General features: G+C 42.8%; 15 protein-coding genes, 2 tRNA genes and 3 rRNA genes. 5 read left to right on the forward strand and 15 right to left on the reverse strand.

Translation table 11 applies throughout. The features are described 5' to 3' along the window. Window positions 1-11: 11 nt before the first annotated feature. The 4 genes from ACH11B_RS01820 to ACH11B_RS01835 all read right to left on the reverse strand — a co-directional run bounded on the left by ACH11B_RS01820 (window position 12) and on the right by ACH11B_RS01835 (window position 6,612). Window positions 12-2,390: a ribonucleoside-diphosphate reductase subunit alpha gene (locus ACH11B_RS01820; protein WP_013663652.1), complete on the reverse strand. Its 2,379-nt coding sequence runs from the start codon at window positions 2,388-2,390 to the stop codon at window positions 12-14. Between the two features lie 95 nt (window positions 2,391-2,485). Beyond that, entirely contained in the window at window positions 2,486-3,457 is a 972-nt protein-coding gene (locus ACH11B_RS01825; RefSeq protein WP_013663653.1) for a ribonucleoside-diphosphate reductase small subunit, read from the reverse strand. Window positions 3,458-3,791: 334 nt separating this feature from the next. Further along, a complete protein-coding gene (locus ACH11B_RS01830) occupies window positions 3,792-5,609 on the reverse strand; it encodes a MutS-related protein (protein ID WP_130857883.1) in 1,818 nt (605 codons plus the stop codon). Window positions 5,610-5,721: 112 nt separating this feature from the next. Further along, window positions 5,722-6,612, reverse strand: coding sequence for a DUF3078 domain-containing protein (locus ACH11B_RS01835; RefSeq protein WP_130857882.1), 891 nt, complete (start codon window positions 6,610-6,612; stop codon window positions 5,722-5,724). A gap of 256 nt (window positions 6,613-6,868) precedes the next feature. Here ACH11B_RS01835 and rlmH point away from each other — a divergent pair, with 256 nt between their 5' ends. After that, the gene (gene rlmH, locus ACH11B_RS01840; protein WP_013663657.1) at window positions 6,869-7,345 is read left to right on the forward strand and encodes a 23S rRNA (pseudouridine(1915)-N(3))-methyltransferase RlmH; all 477 of its coding nucleotides are present in this window, start codon (window positions 6,869-6,871) and stop codon (window positions 7,343-7,345) included. A gap of 317 nt (window positions 7,346-7,662) precedes the next feature. Here the strand turns inward: rlmH and ACH11B_RS01845 are convergent, their stop codons facing one another. From ACH11B_RS01845 to lpxK, 5 genes are all read right to left on the reverse strand, one after another. Further along, window positions 7,663-8,118: a DUF5606 domain-containing protein gene (locus ACH11B_RS01845; RefSeq protein WP_013663659.1), complete on the reverse strand. Its 456-nt coding sequence runs from the start codon at window positions 8,116-8,118 to the stop codon at window positions 7,663-7,665. 33 nt (window positions 8,119-8,151) lie between these two features. Next, complete coding sequence (locus ACH11B_RS01850; protein WP_013663660.1) at window positions 8,152-8,589, reverse strand: peptidylprolyl isomerase; 438 nt, start codon at window positions 8,587-8,589, stop codon at window positions 8,152-8,154. 101 nt (window positions 8,590-8,690) lie between these two features. Then, window positions 8,691-10,760 carry a putative porin gene (locus ACH11B_RS01855; RefSeq protein WP_013663661.1) on the reverse strand — a complete coding sequence of 690 codons (2,070 nt, stop codon included), beginning with the start codon at window positions 10,758-10,760 and terminating at the stop codon, window positions 8,691-8,693. Beyond that, on the reverse strand, window positions 10,757-11,575 hold the full coding sequence (locus ACH11B_RS01860; protein WP_013663662.1) for a purine-nucleoside phosphorylase: 819 nt from the start codon (window positions 11,573-11,575) through the stop codon (window positions 10,757-10,759). Before ACH11B_RS01860 ends, ACH11B_RS01855 begins: the two co-directional genes overlap by 4 nt. Window positions 11,576-11,606: 31 nt before the next feature. Further along, window positions 11,607-12,647 carry a tetraacyldisaccharide 4'-kinase gene (gene lpxK / locus ACH11B_RS01865; protein ID WP_377612129.1) on the reverse strand — a complete coding sequence of 347 codons (1,041 nt, stop codon included), beginning with the start codon at window positions 12,645-12,647 and terminating at the stop codon, window positions 11,607-11,609. A gap of 120 nt (window positions 12,648-12,767) precedes the next feature. On the opposite strand from lpxK, the gene pruA reads away from it, so the two are divergent. Beyond that, entirely contained in the window at window positions 12,768-14,402 is a 1,635-nt protein-coding gene (gene pruA / locus ACH11B_RS01870) for an L-glutamate gamma-semialdehyde dehydrogenase (protein ID WP_013663664.1), read from the forward strand. A gap of 58 nt (window positions 14,403-14,460) precedes the next feature. On the opposite strand, the gene ACH11B_RS01875 is transcribed toward pruA, so the two are convergent. After that, window positions 14,461-15,669, reverse strand: coding sequence for a porin (locus ACH11B_RS01875; protein WP_013663665.1), 1,209 nt, complete (start codon window positions 15,667-15,669; stop codon window positions 14,461-14,463). A gap of 200 nt (window positions 15,670-15,869) precedes the next feature. On the opposite strand from ACH11B_RS01875, the gene ACH11B_RS01880 reads away from it, so the two are divergent. The 3 genes from ACH11B_RS01880 to ACH11B_RS01890 all read left to right on the forward strand — a co-directional run bounded on the left by ACH11B_RS01880 (window position 15,870) and on the right by ACH11B_RS01890 (window position 17,392). Continuing rightward, complete coding sequence (locus tag ACH11B_RS01880) at window positions 15,870-16,286, forward strand: GNAT family N-acetyltransferase (RefSeq protein WP_013663666.1); 417 nt, start codon at window positions 15,870-15,872, stop codon at window positions 16,284-16,286. A 39-nt stretch (window positions 16,287-16,325) separates the two neighbouring features. Then, window positions 16,326-16,946, forward strand: coding sequence for a hypothetical protein (locus ACH11B_RS01885; RefSeq protein ID WP_013663667.1), 621 nt, complete (start codon window positions 16,326-16,328; stop codon window positions 16,944-16,946). A 62-nt stretch (window positions 16,947-17,008) separates the two neighbouring features. Further along, on the forward strand, window positions 17,009-17,392 hold the full coding sequence (locus ACH11B_RS01890; RefSeq protein ID WP_013663668.1) for an SRPBCC domain-containing protein: 384 nt from the start codon (window positions 17,009-17,011) through the stop codon (window positions 17,390-17,392). Window positions 17,393-17,637: 245 nt separating this feature from the next. Here ACH11B_RS01890 and rrf read toward each other — a convergent pair. The 5 genes from rrf to ACH11B_RS01915 form a co-directional block, all read right to left on the reverse strand. Beyond that, a 5S ribosomal RNA gene (gene rrf / locus ACH11B_RS01895) occupies window positions 17,638-17,749 on the reverse strand. Between the two features lie 142 nt (window positions 17,750-17,891). Further along, a 23S ribosomal RNA gene (locus tag ACH11B_RS01900) occupies window positions 17,892-20,768 on the reverse strand. A gap of 213 nt (window positions 20,769-20,981) precedes the next feature. Then, window positions 20,982-21,056 (reverse strand) — tRNA-Ile (locus ACH11B_RS01905). Window positions 21,057-21,065: 9 nt separating this feature from the next. Continuing rightward, a tRNA-Ile gene (locus tag ACH11B_RS01910) sits at window positions 21,066-21,139 on the reverse strand. A 116-nt stretch (window positions 21,140-21,255) separates the two neighbouring features. Then, a 16S ribosomal RNA gene (locus tag ACH11B_RS01915) occupies window positions 21,256-22,777 on the reverse strand. The 16S, 23S and 5S rRNA genes sit together here with 2 tRNA genes alongside, the layout of an rRNA operon. Between the last annotated feature and the right edge of the window lie 56 nt (window positions 22,778-22,833).

Raw genomic sequence — 22,833 nt, forward strand, 5'->3', positions numbered from 1 at the left:
GCTTTCTGACCCTAAGAGCCGCAGGTTATGCAGCCTTCTTCCATTGAGCATACCGCTCCTGTTGGGATATCGTCCGGAACTGATTCTATTTTTGCAGGAATAACCGGTTCCATATTCTTACCTGCTTGATTTTCAACTGTAAACTTAACTGCTTGCGTAGCCGCTTGAGTGCGCAGATAATACATACCTGTCTTAAGCCCCTTTTTCCATGCATAGAAATGCATAGAGGTTAATTTCGCCGTCGTAGGTGTATTAACGAATAGATTAAGTGATTGCGACTGGCAGATAAAGGCACCTCTATCGGCAGCCATATCAATGATGTTTCTCATTTTAATCTCCCAAACAGTCTTGTACAATTCCTTGATATCTGCAGGAATTTCGTTGATGTCCTGAATAGATCCATTGGCCGCAATAATACGGTTCTTCATCTCATTATTCCACAAACCGAGCTCCACAAGATCACGTAAAAGATGTTTGTTAACAATTACAAATTCTCCACTCAATACCCGACGGGTATATATATTAGAGGTATAGGGTTCAAAACACTCATTATTACCTAGTATTTGCGAAGTCGATGCTGTCGGCATCGGTGCAACCAGCAACGAATTTCTTACACCGTGTTTCTTAATTTCTTTACGTAAGCCTTCCCAGTCCCATCTACCACTATCCGGTTTAACATTCCACAAATCAAACTGGAATTTACCTTGTGAAAGTGGGGAACCTTTGAAGCTCTCGTAGGGGCCTTCTTTCACTGCCAAATCTTTCGAGGCAGTCATTGCTGCAAAGTAAATCGTCTCAAAAATATCCTTATTAAGTTGCTTCGCAGCCTCGCTTTCAAAAGGCATACGCATTAATATAAAGGTATCTGCTAATCCCTGCACGCCCAATCCGACAGGGCGGTGACGAAGATTGGAATTACGGGCCTCATCAACCGGATAATAATTATTATCAATAATACGGTTGAGATTGATGGTCACTTGGTACGTGATATCAAACAACTTTTGATGATCGAATTCACCATTATCTACATATCTCGGTAAAGCAAGAGAAGCCAGGTTACAAACAGCCACTTCATCAGCCGACGTATATTCTATAATTTCAGTACATAGATTGGAACTCTTGATGGTACCGAGGTTTTGCTGATTCGATTTTCCGTTAGCCGCATCTTTATACAAGAGATAAGGGGTTCCTGTTTCAATCTGGGCATCCAAAATAGCAAACCAGAGATCCTGTGCCTTTACTATTTTCCTAGCCCTTCCTTCACGCTCATACTGCTCATATAGTTTTTCAAAAGCCTCTCCATGGCATTCTGCTAGGCCTGGAGCTTCATCAGGCGAAAACAAACTCCATTCGCCATTCTCTTCCACGCGTTTCATGAATAAATCCGGCACCCATAGGGCTAAAAATAAATCGCGTGCCCTTAATTCTTCCTTACCGTGGTTCTTCCGCAAATCGATAAAATCATAAACATCTGCGTGCCAAGGTTCAAGATATATAGCAAAGGCTCCTTTACGTTTACCACCACCTTGGTCAACGTACCGAGCGGTATCATTGAAAACACGTAACATGGGGATGATTCCATTACTTGTGCCATTCGTACCACTGATATAGGCTCCCGTAGCGCGTACGTTATGAATGCTTAATCCAATACCACCTGCACTTTGGGAAATCTTCGCTGTTTGTTTCAAGGTATCATAAATTCCCTCGATACTATCATCTTTCATAGTCAACAGGAAACAAGATGACATTTGCGGCTTCGGTGTACCCGCATTAAACAGTGTGGGTGTTGCATGCGTAAACCAACGTTCACTCAGCAAGTCGTAGGTTTTGATAACACTTTCGATATCATGTTTATGAATACCTACTGCTACACGCATAAATAAATGCTGTGGTCTTTCGGCAATTTTCCCATTCAGCTTTAACAGATACGACTTTTCCAGCGTTTTAAATCCAAAATAATCGAAACTGAAATCCCGATCGTAAATAATATGGCTGTCTAGCTCCATGGCATTCGCCTGAATCACCTCGTAAACATCATCTGCTATTAACGGAGCTGGCTTTCCTGTTTTCGGGTCGATGTAATGATAGAGCAAGCTCATCGTTTCCGAAAAAGACTTAACTGTATTTTTATGTAAGTTGGAGACGGCAATTCTAGAGGCCAATAAGGCATAATCCGGGTGTTTAGTGGTTAAAGACGCAGCTGTTTCAGCAGCCAAATTATCCAGCTCTGAAGTGGTAACCCCATCGTATAAACCCTCGATTACCTTTCGTGCAACATCAATAGGATCCACTAAATCAGGATTTAAACCGTAGCACAGCTTTTCAATTCGTGCCGTTATCTTGTCAAATTTTACGGACTCGGAACGTCCATCTCGCTTAATTACATACATATTTTTCTCCTTTATTAGCTTTTAGCTGTCAGTATTTAGAACATTTTCTTTTTTCCAGAAACCAATTTCCGACTTCCGATCGCTGATGGCTTTAATTAAAAATCCTCATCCAAAGAAAAGCTGGCTTTTCCTTTTTCTCCGGTAACGCCGCTCTTCTGATAATCTCCTACACGTTTCTCAAAGAAATTTGTTTTGCCTTGCAGGGATATAAGTTCCATAAAATCAAATGGATTAGTAGCGTTATAGTATTTGCTATTACCAAGTTCTACCAACCACCTATCGGCCACAAATTCGATATACTGCTTCATCAAATCGGCGTTCATTCCGATAAGTTTAACAGGCAAGGCATCCGTTATAAACTCTTTTTCAATTTCTACTGCATCAATAATGATCTCCTGTACGCGTTCTTTCGGAAGCTTAGCTTCCAACATACTATACAATAAGCATGCAAATTCGCAATGCAAACCTTCGTCACGTGAAATCAATTCATTACTAAATGTCAAACCAGGCATCAACCCTCTCTTTTTTAGCCAGAAAATAGCGCAAAAACTACCGGAGAAGAAAATGCCCTCCACCGCTGCAAAAGCAACTAGGCGTTCAGCAAAAGAGCCATTTTCAATCCAACGTAAAGCCCATTCCGCCTTTTTCTTAACACATTCAACCGTTTCTATGGCATGGAATAACCGATCTTTTTCAACGGGATCTTTTACATAAGTATCGATCAGTAGAGCATAAGTTTCAGAATGAATATTCTCCATCGCGATCTGAAATCCATAAAAGCTCCTAGCCTCCGGCAGTTGCACCTCGCTCATAAAATTTATGGCCAGGTTTTCGTTCACAATCCCATCACTCGCCGCAAAAAAAGCAAGAACATGCGATATAAAATGGCGCTCTCCATCATTTAGGTTTGCCCAATCCTTTAAGTCGCCGGATAAATCAATTTCTTCAGCCGTCCAGAAACTCGCTTCATGCTTTTTGTACATATCCCAAATCGCCGGATAATTAATCGGAAGGATTACAAATCGATCTTTATTTTCTCTTAACAATACTTCATTTTCTTGGCTCATAGTTTTACGTTTTATGTATAGGCATTTATAAAAAGATAATCGTCCTCACGGCTAATCTCCTTTACCCAAAGAAACCGTCAATTAAAATTTAATAGAAACGATGATTACTTATTCAGCGGAAATCTAGTACTTGTACCGGCTTTTGAAATGCTTTTAAACCAGGGAAACAGCTTAGAAAATGGTTACAAGCCCGTGCTTTATTGGAAATTCATTAACAACATAATCGCTGACTAAGTATTTCAAAGAACATATCCTTGATCTTCTAACAAAGATAATCTTTGAAAGCTTCGAGCGTTAATCGAAGTTTTGCACAATGTGTTAGTTATTCACACACTTAAAGTGAAATGTCAATTCCAATCTTTTTGAGAAGCATAGAGGCATTGAAAATCTTACAAGCGCCTTCTTTCAACTTATAATCGAAAACCATTTCCCCCTCTATCACCTGTATATCGAAATGATAATTTTTCAAATAGCCGGGATTGGTGTCTTCTAATTTCGCTAACTGAAGATCATGAGTGGCAACCATACCAACCCCCCGGTCTTTTATTAGCTTTTCTATAACTGCTTTAGAGCCTAAATATTTGTCAACTGAATTGGTGCCTCGTAACATTTCGTCCACCAAAAAGAAAGTGTTCTTTTGCGTATTAACCACTTTTAGAATCATATCCAATCGATCTAGCTCTGCCTTAAAGGTTGAAGTACTTTCATTCAATGAATCCCGGATACGCATGTAGGTAATAATATGCATTACTGAAAGCTCTAAATGCAGCGCACAAACGGGTGCCCCGCTAAGCGCTAATACCATATTGGCGCCTACTGTTCGAAGAAAGGTGCTCTTCCCCGCCATATTAGACCCGGTGATTAAAGCCAGACGATGACCATCTAAAGAATAGTCATTTGGCACAGAACTGACCGTAGGAATGAGCGGATGTCTTAGACCTTCGGCCTGCAGGATATGAGCATCGGTTGGTATAATACGCGGATAATTCCACGAAGGATCATTAATCCTTATAAAAGCAAAACTTACCAAGGCCTCTAAGCAAGCCAATTCATCAAACAACTTTGCCATCTCATAATGATGGGTTTTACGCCAATCCAAAATGGCGAAGACTTGCCTAAAGTCCCAAAGGAAAATACCGTTCAGAAAAGTCGCTACCAGTATGTTTAAACGGTAGTCCAGTTTGTTAATCAACGATCCGAGCTCTCTAATGCTTTGTGATATGGTCTTCTCCCCTTCCTTTTGTCCTTTAGACAGCAAACCGTCTTTTAGCAAATCGGCTTGCCATCCTCGACGTTCAACGCTTTCATATACCTTTCCAAAACGTTCCAGTAAGTTTCCCATCCGACCAATACCGGCGGCGATCTGTGAAACCTTTCCGGCATAGGCCATCGTAAGCAAAATATTAAATATAAACAAAAGCAGGGCAATGTTTGAAAAAGGAGTCCCATAAAAGAACGACAAGGCAATATTTATTGACAAAATATAAGGCGCTACCTTTGTATAAAAGCGCAACAAGCTATTTCCAAAATCGGCATAGGGTTTATTCAAATAGCTGACCAGGGTATCTTTGAAATTAGATTGTTCTTTTAGGGCGAAAACTAATCGAGCTAAAAAGTTCAACCCCCAAGAAGGATCTTCTTCGAGTTCTTTCACCGCTTGCTGGCGATCTGCAATCTCTTTATCAGTTGCTGCGACAGACAACCAACGAGCTAGCATACTTCTCCCGTCTATTGTCGCAGCCCGATTTATTCTGTGATAAATTGAATTGATTCCAAAAACATCTAAATCACTGGTATATCCATGTTTATCATTAATAAATTCGGCGCCATCACTATAAATGCTCGTCGTCCCAGCTTGGCAATTCAACTCATTCTCTACTATCGTTAAATCATCTTCTGCTTCCTCCTTATCTTTGGTCAACTTACTTTGCTTCGCTACCAGCCACATAAATACAATGAGAATCAGAAAAGAAGATATAAGCGTCAACCAGACACTTTCTGATTGTACCACCTTAAATAAAACTACACCTCCTCCTAGAATTAATGCTAATCGGGCGAAAGATAGCCGATTAATAATACGATTAAAGCGCTTGATTTTATCTTGTGTCAGCTGGCGTTTTTCTTGGTAAAATGCAACAATAGGGGTATTCATAGCTTTCTAAGATAAGGCTTAAAATTGAATTACCGATAGGTGAAATAAAAAAATCCCGAACTGCAGCTAACGGTTCGGGATGTAAAAAAACCAATATCGGCTCTATGTACGTCTAGAATTTATAGGTAAAACCAGCTCCAAAAATTTGCTTAACCTGTAAACCTTTTCCTTTGTAATTCACACCGTCCCTTTCTTTTGGAACATCCGTATTATCATCATAGATCATTTGAACGCCGGCGTTCACGGAAACAAATCGATTGACCTTCATGAAAATATTGAGCGTATAATCGACATCCACATTTTTTGGGTCTTCTAAATAGTTAGAGTATAAGCGTAGGATATTTTCTATGCCGATATTTTCCATGATATTTTTACGATAGTAAGCGTCAAAAGAGGCACCAAATTCAAAGCGGCTTTTTTTACCTGGATCAACTCCAAAGGCCCCTTGATCTGCAAGTTCCTGATTAGTTACAAAAACAAACCTAGGGGATGCAGGTGATAAATTGAAACGGAAATTATCCGATTCTTTATAGGCAATACCAGGGCCAAAACTCAGGTACGCAGGTGCCAATCCGGCAGAAATTAACGCTTCTCTGCTTCCATCCGCATTATAATTGTATCCATTTGCAAACTGCGAGTTGAAATTCATAAAGAAAGTATATAGCCACTTAGGCGCAGCCTGATATCCCAATAAGCTGTTTAGTAAAATACGGTCATCATTCTTCCGCCAGCCTAAATCTTTTTGTTTGGTCAAACCATATGCCGCTAAAACTTTGTTATCCCAGCTCCATTTATCTTTCTTATAGTTGAAATCATAGTTCAGCACTAAGTTGGCCGATAAGGAATTTATTCCTCCTGCAGCCCAGTTGGAAAACGTGCTCTGATTGATTAGAAATGTATTCTCACCATGAATTTTCCAAATAGAATCAGGATTTGTTTCTTGTGCATGTAGACAACATAAAAGTGACACAAAAAGAGATGTTAACAGTACGACTTTTTTCATCGGAAATGATTTTTAGGTGCGCTTAGACTGGCACCGATGGTTTAACAATTGTAAAAACGCCCGAAGCAAACGCCCCTAAGCCTTCACATTAATTAATTTTCCGCAAAATTAAAAAATAAATATATTTATTATTTATAAAAAAGGGATTTGTGTATTAATATCCTTTATTTTGTGTATTAATTTCCAATTGTACGAAATTTAACATCGTAAAAAACGGCATATAAAACGCTGCTCTGCACGCAACACTTGAATACAAATGAAAATCACCTTGCTTTGTATAGGAAAAACGGATGAGTCATATCTAAATACAGGAATTGACAAATACCTGCAAAGACTTAAGCATTACATAAATTTCTCGATGACTATTATCCCTGATATTAAGAATACGAAGCATCTATCCCCTGATCAGCAAAAAGCCAAGGAAGCTGAACAAATTTCAAAACAACTGAACGCAACAGATACGATTGTCCTTTTAGACGAGAAAGGAATGGCTCCCCGGTCGATTGATTTTGCTAAGTATTTAGAAAGGCACATGTTGAATGGAACCCAGCATTTAGTCTTCATAATTGGCGGACCCTACGGCTTCGATAACAGCCTATATGTCCGTGCTCAGAAAAACAAGCTTTCTCTGTCCAACATGACTTTTTCTCACCAAATGATTCGCCTATTTTTCGTCGAGCAGTTATACAGGGCGTTTAGCATTCTTCGAGGCGAACCTTATCATCACGAGTAATTTTTTACTTTTTTATGGAATTTTTGATGAGTTTTCATCAAACAAATGAGGGAGTAGAACACTTAAGTAAAATAACCCATCACAAAGCTACCAGGTTTTCACCATTTTGTAAAGGAGGATCTCATGAAATTACCAAGCACAAGAAAATATCACTATAAGGGAATCAATACCGGTAAAGAAAGTCAAAATATGTGGATAATGATTGTAATTGGCATTGCTTTAGCCGCATTGATTATTTTCATTCTTTAATCAGCGATTACTTTTAAAACGTAACGGGGGCCTAAAAAAGGACACCCCCGTTTATTGGATGCAGATCGCTATTTCGCGAGTTCTTCTCTTTCTACTTTTTTATCCTCCCCTACAACTTCAGCATCAAGCGGAGCAGGAGCTTCTTCATCAAACAAAGGAAATCCCTTTAAAATGACAAACCAGTTAATTATTTTCTTAATATCGGAAGAGTATACACGTTCTTCATCGTGATCCGGCGCAACTTCATTAAAAAACGCACGCAACTTGTCACCGCTATCTTTCTTTGCATCCGGCAACGACGATAGACCTTTCATTTTTTCAAAAATGTCGACAAGTTTAATATCGTCTTCCGTTCCAAAAATGGTTATATCTTCCAAGGAAGCCATTTTTGCAGTTGATATATTAACAACAATCTTCACACGTTTTTCATCCAGGCTTTCCAAAATGAAACCTGTTTTGTTTTGTCCTATCAGCTTAAATAAACCCGGACGTCCTGTGACGGAAACTATTCCTCTTAAATTCATCTATATCCCTTTTTAAAACGTTTACAATATCACTTATTCCTCAATGACTTCGACACTTAAAATTTTGTCTCCCTGACGGATGTCATCAATAACATCGACATTTTCGACAACCTTGCCAAAGCAGGTATGATTGCGATCCAGGTGAGCGGTATTATTTCTGCTATGACAAATAAAAAATTGCGATCCACCTGTATTTCTACCGCGATGAGCCATCGATAATACACCGCGATCGTGGTATTGATTCTCTCCATCTAATTCACAGTCGATCGTATATCCCGGCCCCCCTGCTCCCGTACCGGTTGGGTCTCCTCCCTGAATCACAAAATCAGGAATCACCCGATGAAATACCGTACCATCATAAAAGCCGGATTTCGCGAGTTTAATAAAATTTGCCACATGTCCAGGTGCATCTTTATCATAAAATTGCACCGTCATATCACCTTTCTCAGTTTTTATAATTGCTTTACTCATATCAGTATTATTAAATGGCAAAGGTAATCATTTGATTCTTTCTCTTTCTGTAATTTTATTTATTTATTGCTGTGAAGGGATTAGATAGGGACGATAATATACTAATCGTAAAACTTCCAGCTAACGCCGAACCGCATGCCGGCAGGAGCCATCGGATAGCGCCTTACGGTGTAATACCCTCTTGAGAAGAGTCCCTGACTGGCATTATCATATCTCAGAAAGAAATTTGTTCTTTTTAAGGTTGCTGTCACCCAAGGATCCACAATCGGATAGCTAGAAAACTCAATTGGTGTAATCTCGTTCCCGTTTGCATCTACACCTCCATAATAGGGCCGATAAAATTGCCCTATGTTGATTGCATAAGCAGGCGCAACATAAGGGGTGTTAAAACGGATGTCAAAACCAATATTAAGATTGATTACTTTTACCAAAATGGTATTATAATAGAAGCTATGCCAAGTATAAAACTCCGGTGTCATCAATATATCGTTGTAATCTGATTTTTGGTATACAACGTAATTATCAAAATGCAATTTGTCAAAAAAAGTAAAATCCTTACCTAAGGTCAACTTCAATAAATTGATGGGCGATTCGTGTTGAGCCACTTCAATAACCCGTAACAATTCGGATCGATGATCCGGGTTGTCAACTTCTTTGTAATACGTATAGTTGTTTATTAAAAAGTACTCAGCTTTTGCTAAAAAACGAAAACGGGGATTTTCATAAGCAGCCGATAAGTTGGTTGTTTTGATTTTATCTAATCGATCATTATTGTCCCATTTGTGGTATGTATAGTTTACAGACTCTGCAAGGTATTCCGGTGATTGATTCTGAAAATACCCTGCGAGTACGAGTCGGCCAACGGTATTGTTATACAGAAGATTAGCTTGTGCTCCATAATGGAAATCACCAAAATTCCGCCCGGTAATTATCTGTCTAAAGTCTGTCGTAATATTTACACGATCACTAAAGCGATACCCCAATCCAGCTTTTAAAGTAATGTTTTGAAAAGACATGTCCCGGTACCGATTGGAAGCAAGCGTATCCTGAACGCTTAACGAGTCTCGCCCTTGTTTATAAAACATAAGATCATGTTGCAACCCTAAATCGAGTTTTACCTCATTTTTAATAAATGAAACGGACTTTCCACGCAGCGAGAAACTATAAACAAAGTCATTGGTAATGGTTGTCAACATGGTCGAATCATTGGTTAAAACAGATTCACTAAAAGGCAATGCTCCATTAGGATCAGCTTCGTTCTTGAAGAACTTGTATTTCTTACGATTGAGTTTCAAACTATGTGCCACTGACATGGTTGGCAATACTTGTTGTTCTTGCGTTCCTTTATTAAGCGTATCGAGTCGACCAATAAACATGCTTTGTCGTAAAAAAAAGCTGTGATCTGTCCAGGTATTTCTCGGACGTTGTTCTCGTTGTTGACTTAAGCGTACCTCAAAGGATTCAGGATTCGAATTTTCCGGCTGTACCCGGAATATGCTATCGTTTAGAATTGAGCCATTCTCTGTAGCGACGAGCGTATTAAATATCAACGCTGATTGCAAGTTGTACCGCAGGTTAGGCGACTCATACCAAGTATAAATTGCAGGCTGTATATCGTTGTAACGCTGATTTTGATAAAATCCTCGTGCTAAAGATGCGTTAAAATTAGCGCCAACACTCCAATTTGGCTTGATATTCTGACCTATTTTTGCACTAAAAACCTGATCTCCGGTAACAAAATACAATTCGGAAAAGGGTGATCGCGCCCTGTAAAAGCGAATAGAATCAAGCGTCAAAAGATAGCGATCCATAGCGGTAAACCCCGTTCTGAAACCAATTTCTGTTGTAGGAGAAAACAGTAAATCACGCGTAGCTAACCCATAGTTCCCAAGATTCATTGTCGGACTTTTAGGCTTCGTTTGGGGATTGTAATATTGAAACCCCTTTAAGGTTGTATCCAGTGGAACCGTAAATGTCCCCTGTTTCAAACGATCTAAAGTTGTATACCGTATATAAGACGCATTGTAAATAATCGAGTCCTGTTGTGCTTCTTCCGCTCGACGAAGCGAATCCAAATCGGCGCCCCACTCCTCTTGCTCTTGAGCAAAGCTATGACCGGCGAAAAGACACAAAACAAAAAGGAAAAAACAGGCACGCAAATGCTTAATCATTCTGGCAAAGCTAGTAATTCTTTTAAAATTAACGTCATCTTTGGTTCTGCCGTTTTAGCTACCTCAATGATATCTTCGATTGATACGACTTCCAAATTTTCATGAAAACCCTCATCAGTAACTACCGATACAGCAAAAACCGGTAAGCCCATGTGATTAGCCACAATAACCTCCGGAACTGTACTCATTCCTACAATATCGCCACCTATTAGGCGCATATACTTATATTCAGCACGAGTTTCCAGATTAGGGCCAGCCGTAGAAACATAAACGCCTTTATGCACTCGGATGTTACTTTCCGCCGCAATATTTAACGCTTTTTGTATAAAATCTCTGTTATAGGGTTCGCTCATATCCGGAAAGCGAGGGCCAAGATCATCGTTATTCGGACCACGTAATGGACTTTCAGGCAACAAGCTAATATGATCATCAATAAAGACAAGATCACCTTTCTTTATCGCTGGATTTAATGATCCTGAGGCATTCGATACGAACAACTTTTGTATACCGAGCAGCTTTAGAACACGTACGGGGAATGTAATCTCCTGCATATTATAACCTTCATAATAATGAAGTCTACCCTGCATTGCTACTACCTTTTTACCGCTTAAGGTACCGAAAATCAATTTACCCGAATGGAATTCAAGGGTAGAAACAGGAAAGTTCGGAATATGAGCATACATAAGTTGGTGCTCAACCGCTATATCTTTCACGAGACCACCTAAACCGGTTCCTAAAATAATGCCCACTTCGGGTTTAAAATCTCCTATTCTTTGTTCAATATAAGTAACGGTTTCTCCTAATGATCTATACATATAATCACTTTTATCTTTTAAAAAGGGTTATTTACACCTGCTTGCCAAATACTTGATCTTTAATTAAGTTGTCGAAACTTGGTCCACTCGCATTATGGTGAAATTTCGTTTCTATCGGTATATAATGTAAAGGCAAATCTTCAATATGCGAGCGCAGTTCCGGATCTCGCAAACGCATGGCATCTTTCTCTGTCGTTACGATTAAACAATCGCCCAATGATTGCCAATACCTTTTTATCTTAAGTAAATCACCAGCTGTATAACGATGATGATCCGGAAATTCAATCATTTTCAATACGTTGCCTTTTGTTGTTAAATAATTGCAAAACGGTGTTGGATTGGCAATACCCGTCATTACTATTAGGCGGGCGTTTATTGGAAAAGACTCTTTTTCATCCGTCATCAAATTTACTAAATCGCCATATTCAATATAAGAGAAAAATGTGGGGAGTTCTCTTTCTAATTTTAGTAATTGTAGGCATCGCTGCCTATCCGTTTTTGAAAGTGCCTCCGGCGACTTAGTAATAACGATAATATCAGCGAAATTTCGTCGCATAAATAAATCTCTATAATATCCGGCGGGGAGTACCCATTTGTTTTCCTGAAGGCTTTCAAAATCGAACAGTAAAATACTAATGCCTGGCTTTAGTCTTCTATGCTGAAAAGCATCGTCTAAAACAAAAATATCGTGGCTTGGCATCAGCTGTCTCAATCCCTCCACTCTATCCTCGCAAACAGCGACTGTAACGCATGGAAATTTTCTTTTAAATTGCAACGGCTCATCCCCTACTTTTTCAGCCGTACTGCCTCCCTGCACTTCGAGGTACCCGGTGCTTTTCCTTCCATAACCTCGACTTAGCGTCGCTATGCTTACACCGGCAAATAAACGCAAAAGGTATTCAGTCATCGGGCTTTTACCTGCCCCACCAAGTACTAAATTGCCAATAACAATGACCGGTTTATCAAAACCATAACTATTTGCGAAACCTCGGTCGTAAATAAAATGTCTGAAAAATAAGATAGCGCCATATAGCCAAGAGAACGGAAGTAATAAAAGGCGCAGTTTTTTCATCTGTTTTTTTCGATACCAAGTAACAAAGGTAATAAACAAACGGTTAAATACCGATTTCAATTGCAGAGCTATCGGGCTTTTGGTACCTTTGCCAAGTATCACACAAAATAAAAATATATTATGTTAAAAGGATTTTTTAGTGTCCCTACCCCTATAAACGAGCCGGTATATGCCTATGCTCCCGGAAGTAAGGAACGCGCTTTATTGCAAGAAGCCTTGCGTACTGCAAGATCGCAGGAGGCGGATATTCCCATGTTTATAGGTGGCCAAGAAATAAGGACTGGAAATAAGGGCGAGTTAAGACCTCCGCATGACCACAAACACTTATTGGGATATTATCATAAAGGCGGCAAGAACCACGTAACCGACGCCATTAACGCTGCTTTAGAAGCAAAGAAAAATTGGGAAGATTTGCCGTGGGAACATCGGGCTAGTATCTTCTTAAAAGCCGCCGATTTAATAGCCGGTAAATACCGTTACAAGCTAAATGCGGCCACTATGTTAGGGCAGTCAAAAAATGCATATCAGGCAGAAATCGATTCAGCTTGCGAAATCGTTGACTTTCTCCGATTTAATGTGAAATATATGAGCGAAATCTATTCGCAACAACCTCCTGTTTCTTCTGATGGCGTGTGGAATCGCGTAGAGCAACGGCCTTTGGAGGGATTTGTATTCGCATTAACTCCCTTTAACTTTACTGCAATAGCGGGAAACTTACCTAGCTGTGTTGCTATGATGGGAAATGTGGTTGTATGGAAACCTGCTGACACGCAAATCTATGCAGCTCATTTGTTAATGGAAATTTTCCACGAGGCAGGCGTACCGGCAGGCGTTATCAATTTGATTTATGCACATGGGCCGGATGTAGGTGAGGTGGTCTTTAATCATCCGGACTTTGCCGGCATACACTTTACCGGATCTACTGCCGTTTTCCAAGAAATATGGAAAACGATTGGGACAAACATCCATAAATACAAAAGTTATCCACGTATAGTTGGTGAAACCGGTGGTAAAGATTTCATTTTAGTTCATCGATCGGCTGATATAAAAGCGGCGAACACCGCCATTGTTCGAGGGGCTTTCGAATATCAGGGCCAAAAATGTTCAGCGGCGTCACGCGTGTATATTCCACAGTCACTATGGCCTGCGCTTAAAGAATTAATGACGAAAGATATCAATTCCTTTAAGGTAGGACCTACTGAAGATTTTTCAAATTTCATCAACGCCGTTATTGACGAAAAGTCTTTCGATAAGCTTACAAGATACATTGATCAAGCAAAATCAGATGAAGATGCAGAGGTAATTATCGGTGGCGAGTACGATAAAAGCGTTGGCTATTTCATTCAACCTACGGTAATCCTTGCCAAAACACCGGATTATGTAACTTTAAAAGAAGAGTTGTTTGGCCCGGTACTTACTGTTTACGTCTATGAAGACGAAAAATGGGAAGATACCTTACGATTAATAGATCAAACTTCGATTTATGCCCTTACCGGTTCTGTTATAGCACAAGATCGTTATGCCATAGCGCAAGCCTCTGATGCATTAAAAAATGCCGCAGGCAACTTTTATATAAATGATAAATGTACGGGCGCTGTGGTTGGCCAACAACCTTTTGGAGGTGCAAGAGGTTCCGGTACGAACGACAAAGCAGGCTCAATGATCAATTTATTACGTTGGGTTTCTCCACGCACCATCAAAGAGTCATTTAACCCACCAACGGATTATCGTTATCCGTTTTTGGAACAGGAGTAAACTAAAAAAGAAGAGATCACTTTGCGCAAGTGATCTCTTCCTATTGTATGCTAAAAAGTTAAATACCTAATTCTACCTGAAAAACCCCTCCCCATCGATTTCCCTTACCATCAAGCGCAAAGACTCCCTGCTTAGTCTGATAATTCACATTCAGTTGAAATTTGATCCGATGTTGATGTAGGTATTTTGTTGCGCCTAATTCAATAACTTCGGTTTCTTGCTGGTAATCCCCGATGCTTGCCCCGGGTTCCAACCATGAATAGCGTCCAGCCAGCTCATAATTGCTCTTGAATAAATAGGATATTTGTTGATTGATACCTTGGCCGTTAAAAGCATAAGCCGATTCGCCTGCTTCATTATAAGTAATTGCTTTATCCACGGTACGCTTTATGTACTCGAACTGGTATGCCCAACCATTATATTTAAAAATAGCATCTGCGAAATAGGTTTGAAGGGTAACAGGTTCATATAGATAATACCCAATCTGCCCACCACTCCTCGTTGTACCCACATTTTTACTATAGCCACCGCCAAATGAAACCTTTGGCGTTCTTTCCCGCATCAAATCACCTTCGGAATAGTCGCCGTCATCGGTGAATGCCCCTAAAGGTAATAGTTCCGCACGCCCCGTGTAAGCAAGCCCCTTGTCGGTATTATTGGCAACACGACCTTCACCTGTGGTTATAGCACCTTTTAAATGATAAACTGCGGTTTCACCTATCTTATTTTTATAGTAAGCCTTTATACCGAAGTCACGATCGATATTCATCGCAGCATTTACGATTGACCGATCGGCAAATTGCAACTGACCTGACGAATTAACTCGCTGCCGATTGCCAGGCAATTTATTTAAGCCAAAAGCTATATAAAAATTAGGGGTAAAGTTATAAAAGACAACCGCGTCACGAACTATATTTGCAACACCTGTATCATCGAAGTCTTGATCTCCTCGAGTAAAGGCAAGCTGAATGGTGTAAGAGAATTTAGGTGAGTATAAATATCCATCCACTCGCATACGGAGGCGTCTAACCCTGGCATCAAATTCCCGAATACCAAGATTATCTCCATCAATTGTTGATGCACCTAATCGATTTTGCATCCTGAAGCGAAAATTCATGTAGATTGTAGAGTCACTAGACTTAAACTGCAACCCTTTAAAATTTTTTAATGTAGGAAACTCGTCTCTCTCCCGCTGTGCCAATACTTCATCTACACAGAAAGAGAATACCATAAAACACACAATACGTGATAGCCGAATTATTTTCATCTTTATATTAAATAATGGTTACGAAAATATAGACTATATGTTAAGAAAACGTTAACAATAGATTAAGTATTTTGCAAAATCCGATTTATTAATAGCAAAGTAATATACAAATTACTACTCAAGTCCGTAATTAGTGAAAGAAAATAACGAATAAGGTTTAAAAAGCTGTATTTTTGCTCGCGTAAATTTTTGATGTAGACATGACACAAATCGAACAAATAGCCCCGACAGTAACCATGCAATTACGCCAAGCGGTTCTCTATCCGGAAAGTTCGATTGAATCGATCATTCTAGATGAAGATGACCTGGGCATTCATTTTGGTTTATACGATAATAATGAACTTATTGCTGTCGTATCGTTATTTGTGAGAGGTGAGGAAGCGCAATTCCGAAAATTCGCAACGGATAGTAGATATCAAAATAAAGGCTACGGGTCGACCCTATTAAATCACATTTCTCAATATGCTTATCAACAAGGATCGAAGATCATTTGGTGTAATGCACGCATTTCGGCTGTTCCCTTTTATAAAAAGCATCATTTTGTTGAGATTGGCGAAATTTTTAGAAAGGGACAGATAGAATACCTAAGAATGGAAAAAGCGCTGACAGAGAATTAATTGTTTACGACAAGCTTGTAATAATCAACCGTATAGAAGATGACTAAGAAATTTTTATTAATGTTTGTTTTTTTTCTCTTTTCAGTCCATGCATTTGGACAGAAAATACTCGTATGGTGCCCACCGACAGCTGAAATTGGCACTGGCAACGACAAGTTACGGGGAATTAATTTAAATATTGTATTTTCTGATCTGAGAAAAATCACCGACACAACACGTGTGGAATGTTCATCACAGGACATAATAAATCATATAGCTCAAGGGATTATGACTTCTTACCCTAGTGCAATTATTAATATATTAGATACAACCCAGTTTCATTCACCTGCAGAAAAGAATAAGATTACTGTCCGAATTGCTATAACAGCATATCATTCGGCCTCAGGCACTGATGCATCATCAGCTATTGGTAATAGCGAAGGTGATTTCAGTTGGGGGGCCTTACCCAAAAACAAATGGAATTCCGTCGCTGGATTTCATGTTGTTATCGAAGACAATCGGACAGAAACTAGCAAAACACTTACACGGAATATTGCGAACATTGTTTCGAGACCCAATATTGGCGGATCACTTACGGCAAAAAAAGCACTTTTCGAAGCCTATAATGAAGCAAATAGGGAATTACTTTATTTTATCGAGAGTACAATTCAACCGAATTAGTTGCTTGATAATATTCTTTTTTCCTAGTCAATATCTTGTTATTATCGAAGACTTAACATGAAATGAAAGAGTTTAAGCAGTATTTTATTATTCCCGCAAACCCTGAGGAGGTTTATTTAGCATTGACTATGGAACAGGCTATTAGGTTATGGACTGGCGATGAAGTAAGCATGTCCAATACGCCGAACTCAGAATTTTCTCTTTGGGATGGTAGTATTACCGGAAAAAATTTGATTTTGGAAAAGGACAAGAAGTTAGTCCAACAGTGGTATTTTGGTGATCAAATGGAGCCATCCATCGTTACGATCAAGCTTCATCCCCATAAAAAGGGAACATCTCTCGAACTTCTTCATACAAATATTCCTGATACAGATTACCAAGACATTGTAGAAGGATGGCAACAAGTATATATGGCTTCTTTGATTGACTTTTTCGAAGGTGAATAAGCTTCTTGTAATGACAACTTGTTTGTATCTGCTATAACGGTCTGCTCCCCTTCACTTAGCGCTCCTTAATAAGAGTCATATAGCCATTTCCTAGATTTCCTAGAACATAGAACGGAAGGTCTATATTTTTTACGATAATGATACAGTATGGAGGAATACGTGTCTTGCTTTCGACGGCACGCTTTGTTTTGGGACGGGATATAATAAGAAAGGCCGCCGTGCAATGCACGGCGGCCTTCTGTAAAGATCGGCACCGACCTACTCTCCCACATGTTACTGCAGTACCATCGGCTCTGGCGGGCTTAACTTCTCTGTTCGGGATGGGAAGAGGTGGACACCGCCGATATAGGCACCTGAATATCTTATCTGAGTTTTACGTTTTAAGTTATTCGTTTTAAGTTCCCATAACCTGCAACTTATAACCTATAACCTACAACTTATAACCCGGTCGACATATATAACGGAAGAAAAAAAACAGGAAGACAACAGCCTGCTGCGCTTGAGAAAGCTTCGGGCTATTAGTACGGCTCGGCTGTGGTATCTCTACCTTTACACCTGCCGCCTATCGACGTGGTAGTCTCCCACGGCCCTGTAAGGAAGTCTCATCTCGTGGCTAGTTTCGCACTTAGATGCTTTCAGCGCTTATCTATTCCCGGCATAGCTACTCTGCCGTACACCTGGCGGCATAACAGATTCACCAGCGGCCGGTCCAACCCGGTCCTCTCGTACTAAGGTCAGCCCCACTCAGACTTCCTGCGCCCACAACAGATAGGGACCGAACTGTCTCGCGACGTTCTGAACCCAGCTCGCGTGCCACTTTAATCGGCGAACAGCCGAACCCTTGGGACCTTCTCCAGCCCCAGGATGTGACGAGCCGACATCGAGGTGCCAAACCTCCCCGTCGATATGAGCTCTTGGGGGAGATCAGCCTGTTATCCCCAGAGTACCTTTTATCCTTTGAGCGATGGCCCTTCCATGCAGAACCACCGGATCACTATGTCCGTCTTTCGACCCTGTCCGACTTGTATGTCTCACAGTCAAGCAAGCTTTTGCCATTGCACTCCGCGTACGGTTACCAAGCGTACTGAGCTTACCTTTGAAAGCCTCCGTTACCTTTTTGGAGGCGACCACCCCAGTCAAACTACCCACCAAACAATGTCCCCCCCAAAGGGGGGTTAGGAACCGGATACAGAAAGGGCGGTATTTCAAGGACGATTCCGCGGATCCTGGCGAACCCGCTTCACAATCTCCCGCCTATCCTACACATCCTGCACCCAGTCCCAATGTTAAGCTATAGTGAAGGTTCATGGGGTCTTTCCGTCCCGTTGCGGGTAACCGGCGTCTTCACCGGTACCACAATTTCACCGAGCTCATGGCCGAGACAGCGCCCAGATCGTTACACCATTCGTGCAGGTCGGAACTTACCCGACAAGGAATTTCGCTACCTTAGGACCGTTATAGTTACGGCCGCCGTTTACCGGGGCTTCGATTCAATGCTTCACCCGAAGGTTGACATCCCCTCTTAACCTTCCGGCACCGGGCAGGTGTCAGGCCTTATACGTCATCTTTCGATTTGGCAAAGCCATATGTTTTTGTTAAACAGTCGCCTGGGCCTTTTCACTGCGGCTTCTCCGTCGCCGGAGGAAGCGCCCCTTCTCCCGAAGTTACAGGGCCATTTTGCCGAGTTCCTTAGCCATGATTCACTCGAGCACCTTGGGATTCTCTCCCCGACCACCTGTGTCGGTTTGCGGTACGGGTCTTATATGCCTGGAGCTTAGCGGCTTTTCTCGGGAGTATGGTTACCCGCGCTATCGGCGCCCCCGGAGGTTTGCCGTACTTTCGGCCTTCGGCACACGACCCGGATTTGCCTGGGTCACGTTTACCTACGGCCTTCAACGCACTATTCCGTCAGTGCGCGGCGGTGTCACTCCTCCGTCCCCGCTTCGCAGCATACAAGAGTACGGGAATCTTTACCCGTTGGCCATCCGCTGCCCCTTTCGGGTCCGCGTTAGGTCCCGACTTACCCTGATCCGATTAGCGTTGATCAGGAAACCTTGGTCTTTCGGTGGGCGGGTTTCTCGCCCGCCTTATCGTTACTTATGCCTACATTTGCTTTTCCGGAACGTCCACGGATACTCACGTAACCGCTTCTCCCGTGCCGGAATGCTCCCCTACCGATATTTCTATCCCACGGCTTCGGTGGTACACTTTATGCCCGTTTATTATCCACGCCCGGCCGCTCGACTAGTGAGCTGTTACGCACTCTTTAAATGAATGGCTGCTTCCAAGCCAACATCCTAGCTGTCTGGGCAACCGGACCTCGTTAGTTCAACTTAGCGTACACTCGGGGACCTTAGCCGGTGGTCTGGGTTCTTTCCCTCTCGGCGCAGGACCTTAGCACCCTGCGCCTCACTGCGGACCATATCTCCCGGTATTCGGAGTTCGTCTGGATTTGGTAGGATGTGACTCCCCCGCACCCAATCGGTAGCTCTACCTCCGGAAGACTCAATGTCCACGCTGTTCCTAAAAACATTTCGGGGAGTACGAGCTATTTCCCAGTTTGATTGGCCTTTCACCCCTACCCACAGGTCATCCGGAAACTTTTCAACGTTTATCGGTTCGGTCCTCCAGTACGTGTTACCGCACCTTCAACCTGCCCATGGGTAGATCACAAGGTTTCGCGTCTACCTCCACTGACTGTACGCCCTGTTCAGACTCGCTTTCGCTTCGGCTGCGCGGCTTAACCGCTTAACCTCGCCAGTGAAGTGTAACTCGTAGGCTCATTATGCAAAAGGCACGCCGTCACCCCCATTGGGGCTCCGACAGTTTGTAAGCACACGGTTTCAGGTTCTCTTTCACTCCCCTGTTCGGGGTTCTTTTCACCTTTCCCTCACGGTACTGGTCCACTATCGGTCTCTCGGTAGTATTTAGCCTTGGCGGATGGTGCCGCCGGATTCCCACAGGGCGTCTCCGACCCCGCGGTACTCAGGAACTCACTAGGCCGGTCTTCATTGCGTGTACGCAGCTCTCATGCTCTACGGCGGGCCTTCCCAGACCCTTCCACTTCTTCCGACTGTACCACATTGTGGTCCTACAACCCCGCATATGCCGTAACATATCCGGTTTGGGCTCTTTCCCTTTCGCTCGCCACTACTCAGGAAATCATTCTTATTTTCTTTTCCTGCGCCTACTTAGATGTTTCAGTTCGGCGCGTTCGCGTTGTTAAACGGCATGTCTTCAACATGCCGGGTTTCCCCATTCGGAAATCGCCGGATCTCATCTCATTTGCAGATCCCCGGCGCTTATCGCAGCTTATCACGTCCTTCATCGCCTCCGAGAGCCTAGGCATCCCCCGTGTGCCCTTTCTTACTTTCTTCTCCCCGTACCCTTTTGCCGTACGGGGATGCTTTTGTGTCATGTCCCTTCCCCGTAGGAAAGAAACGTCTCTGCTGTTGTCTTCTCTTGTGTTTTTTCTTCCGATATGTCAAAGAACTTTTTTTTCAGATTAAAAAGTCAAAATCAAAAAGTAAAAACGACCGGCGTACCGCGTTTTTGAATTTTGAATTTTTACTTTTGAATTTGAAAAGCGTGGAGAATAACGGATTCGAACCGTTGACAGCACCCTGCATTATATCACTGCGGACTGTCCCCGTGACCATCCTCCCTTTTCAGGTAGTCCCGAGCAGATTTGAACTGCTGACCCCTACATTATCAGTGTAGTGCTCTGACCAACTGAGCTACGGGACTGCTTCGCTTCCGCACCGGTGACCCCGAAGGGGCACTGTGGCACTTTCCTCTTTTTTCTCTCTCTCTTTTTTCAAGAAATCTTCATGGCGTAACCGAACGGCCCGAGGGCCCTCTAGAAAGGAGGTATTCCAGCCGCACCTTCCGGTACGGCTACCTTGTTACGACTTAGCCCCAATTACCGGTTTTACCCTGACACGCTCCTTGCGGTTACATGCTTTAGGTACCCCCGGCTTTCATGGCTTGACGGGCGGTGTGTACAAGGCCCGGGAACGTATTCACCGCGTCATTGCTGATACGCGATTACTAGCGAATCCAACTTCACGGGGTCGAGTTGCAGACCCCGATCCGAACTGTGAGGGGCTTTCTGAGATTGGCTTCACCTCGCGGTGTCGCTGCCCTCTGTACCCCCCATTGTAGCACGTGTGTAGCCCCGGACGTAAGGGCCATGATGACTTGACGTCGTCCCCGCCTTCCTCTCTGTTTGCACAGGCAGTCTGTTTAGAGTCCCCACCTTGACGTGCTGGCAACTAAACATAGGGGTTGCGCTCGTTGCGGGACTTAACCCAACACCTCACGGCACGAGCTGACGACAGCCATGCAGCACCTAGTTTCCTGTCCCGAAGGACCTGTCCATCTCTGGACAATTCAGTAACTTTCAAGCCCGGGTAAGGTTCCTCGCGTATCATCGAATTAAACCACATGCTCCTCCGCTTGTGCGGGCCCCCGTCAATTCCTTTGAGTTTCACCCTTGCGGGCGTACTCCCCAGGTGGAACACTTAACGCTTTCGCTTGGACGCCGACCGTCTATCGCCGACATCGAGTGTTCATCGTTTAGGGCGTGGACTACCAGGGTATCTAATCCTGTTCGATCCCCACGCTTTCGTGCCTCAGCGTCAATCGTACTTTGGTAAGCTGCCTTCGCAATCGGTGTTCTGTGGCATATCTATGCATTTCACCGCTACTTGCCACATTCCGCCTACCTCAGGTACATTCAAGCGCGCCAGTATCAAAGGCACTGCGATGGTTGAGCCACCGTCTTTCACCCCTGACTTAGCGCGCCGCCTACGCACCCTTTAAACCCAATAATTCCGGATAACGCTCGGATCCTCCGTATTACCGCGGCTGCTGGCACGGAGTTAGCCGATCCTTATTCTCACGGTACATTCAGCCCGGTATACATACCGGGGGTTATTCCCGTGCAAAAGCAGTTTACAACCCGTAGGGCCGTCTTCCTGCACGCGGCATGGCTGGTTCAGGGTTCCCCCCATTGACCAATATTCCTTACTGCTGCCTCCCGTAGGAGTCTGGTCCGTGTCTCAGTACCAGTGTGGGGGTTTCTCCTCTCAGAGCCCCTAGACATCGTCGCCTTGGTGGGCCGTTACCCCGCCAACCAGCTAATGTCACGCGAGCCCATCCGTCCCCTATGAATATTTAAATGAAGGCCCATGCGGACCTGCATTCTCATGCGGTATTAATCCGGATTTCTCCGGGCTATCCCCCTGGGACGGGCAGGTTGCTCACGCGTTACGCACCCGTGCGCCACTCTCACGGGGACCGAAGCCCCCGATCCCGTTCGACTTGCATGTATTAGGCCTGCCGCTAGCGTTCATCCTGAGCCAGGATCAAACTCTCCATTGTATAATGTTAAGTTTCCGATCTCGGCTTTCGCACTTCTTTCAGTGCAGCCTTCCGAT

Origin of the sequence: Olivibacter sp. EAT-5 (assembly GCF_044784325.1) — a bacterium.
Classification (GTDB): domain Bacteria; phylum Bacteroidota; class Bacteroidia; order Sphingobacteriales; family Sphingobacteriaceae; genus Olivibacter; species Olivibacter oleidegradans.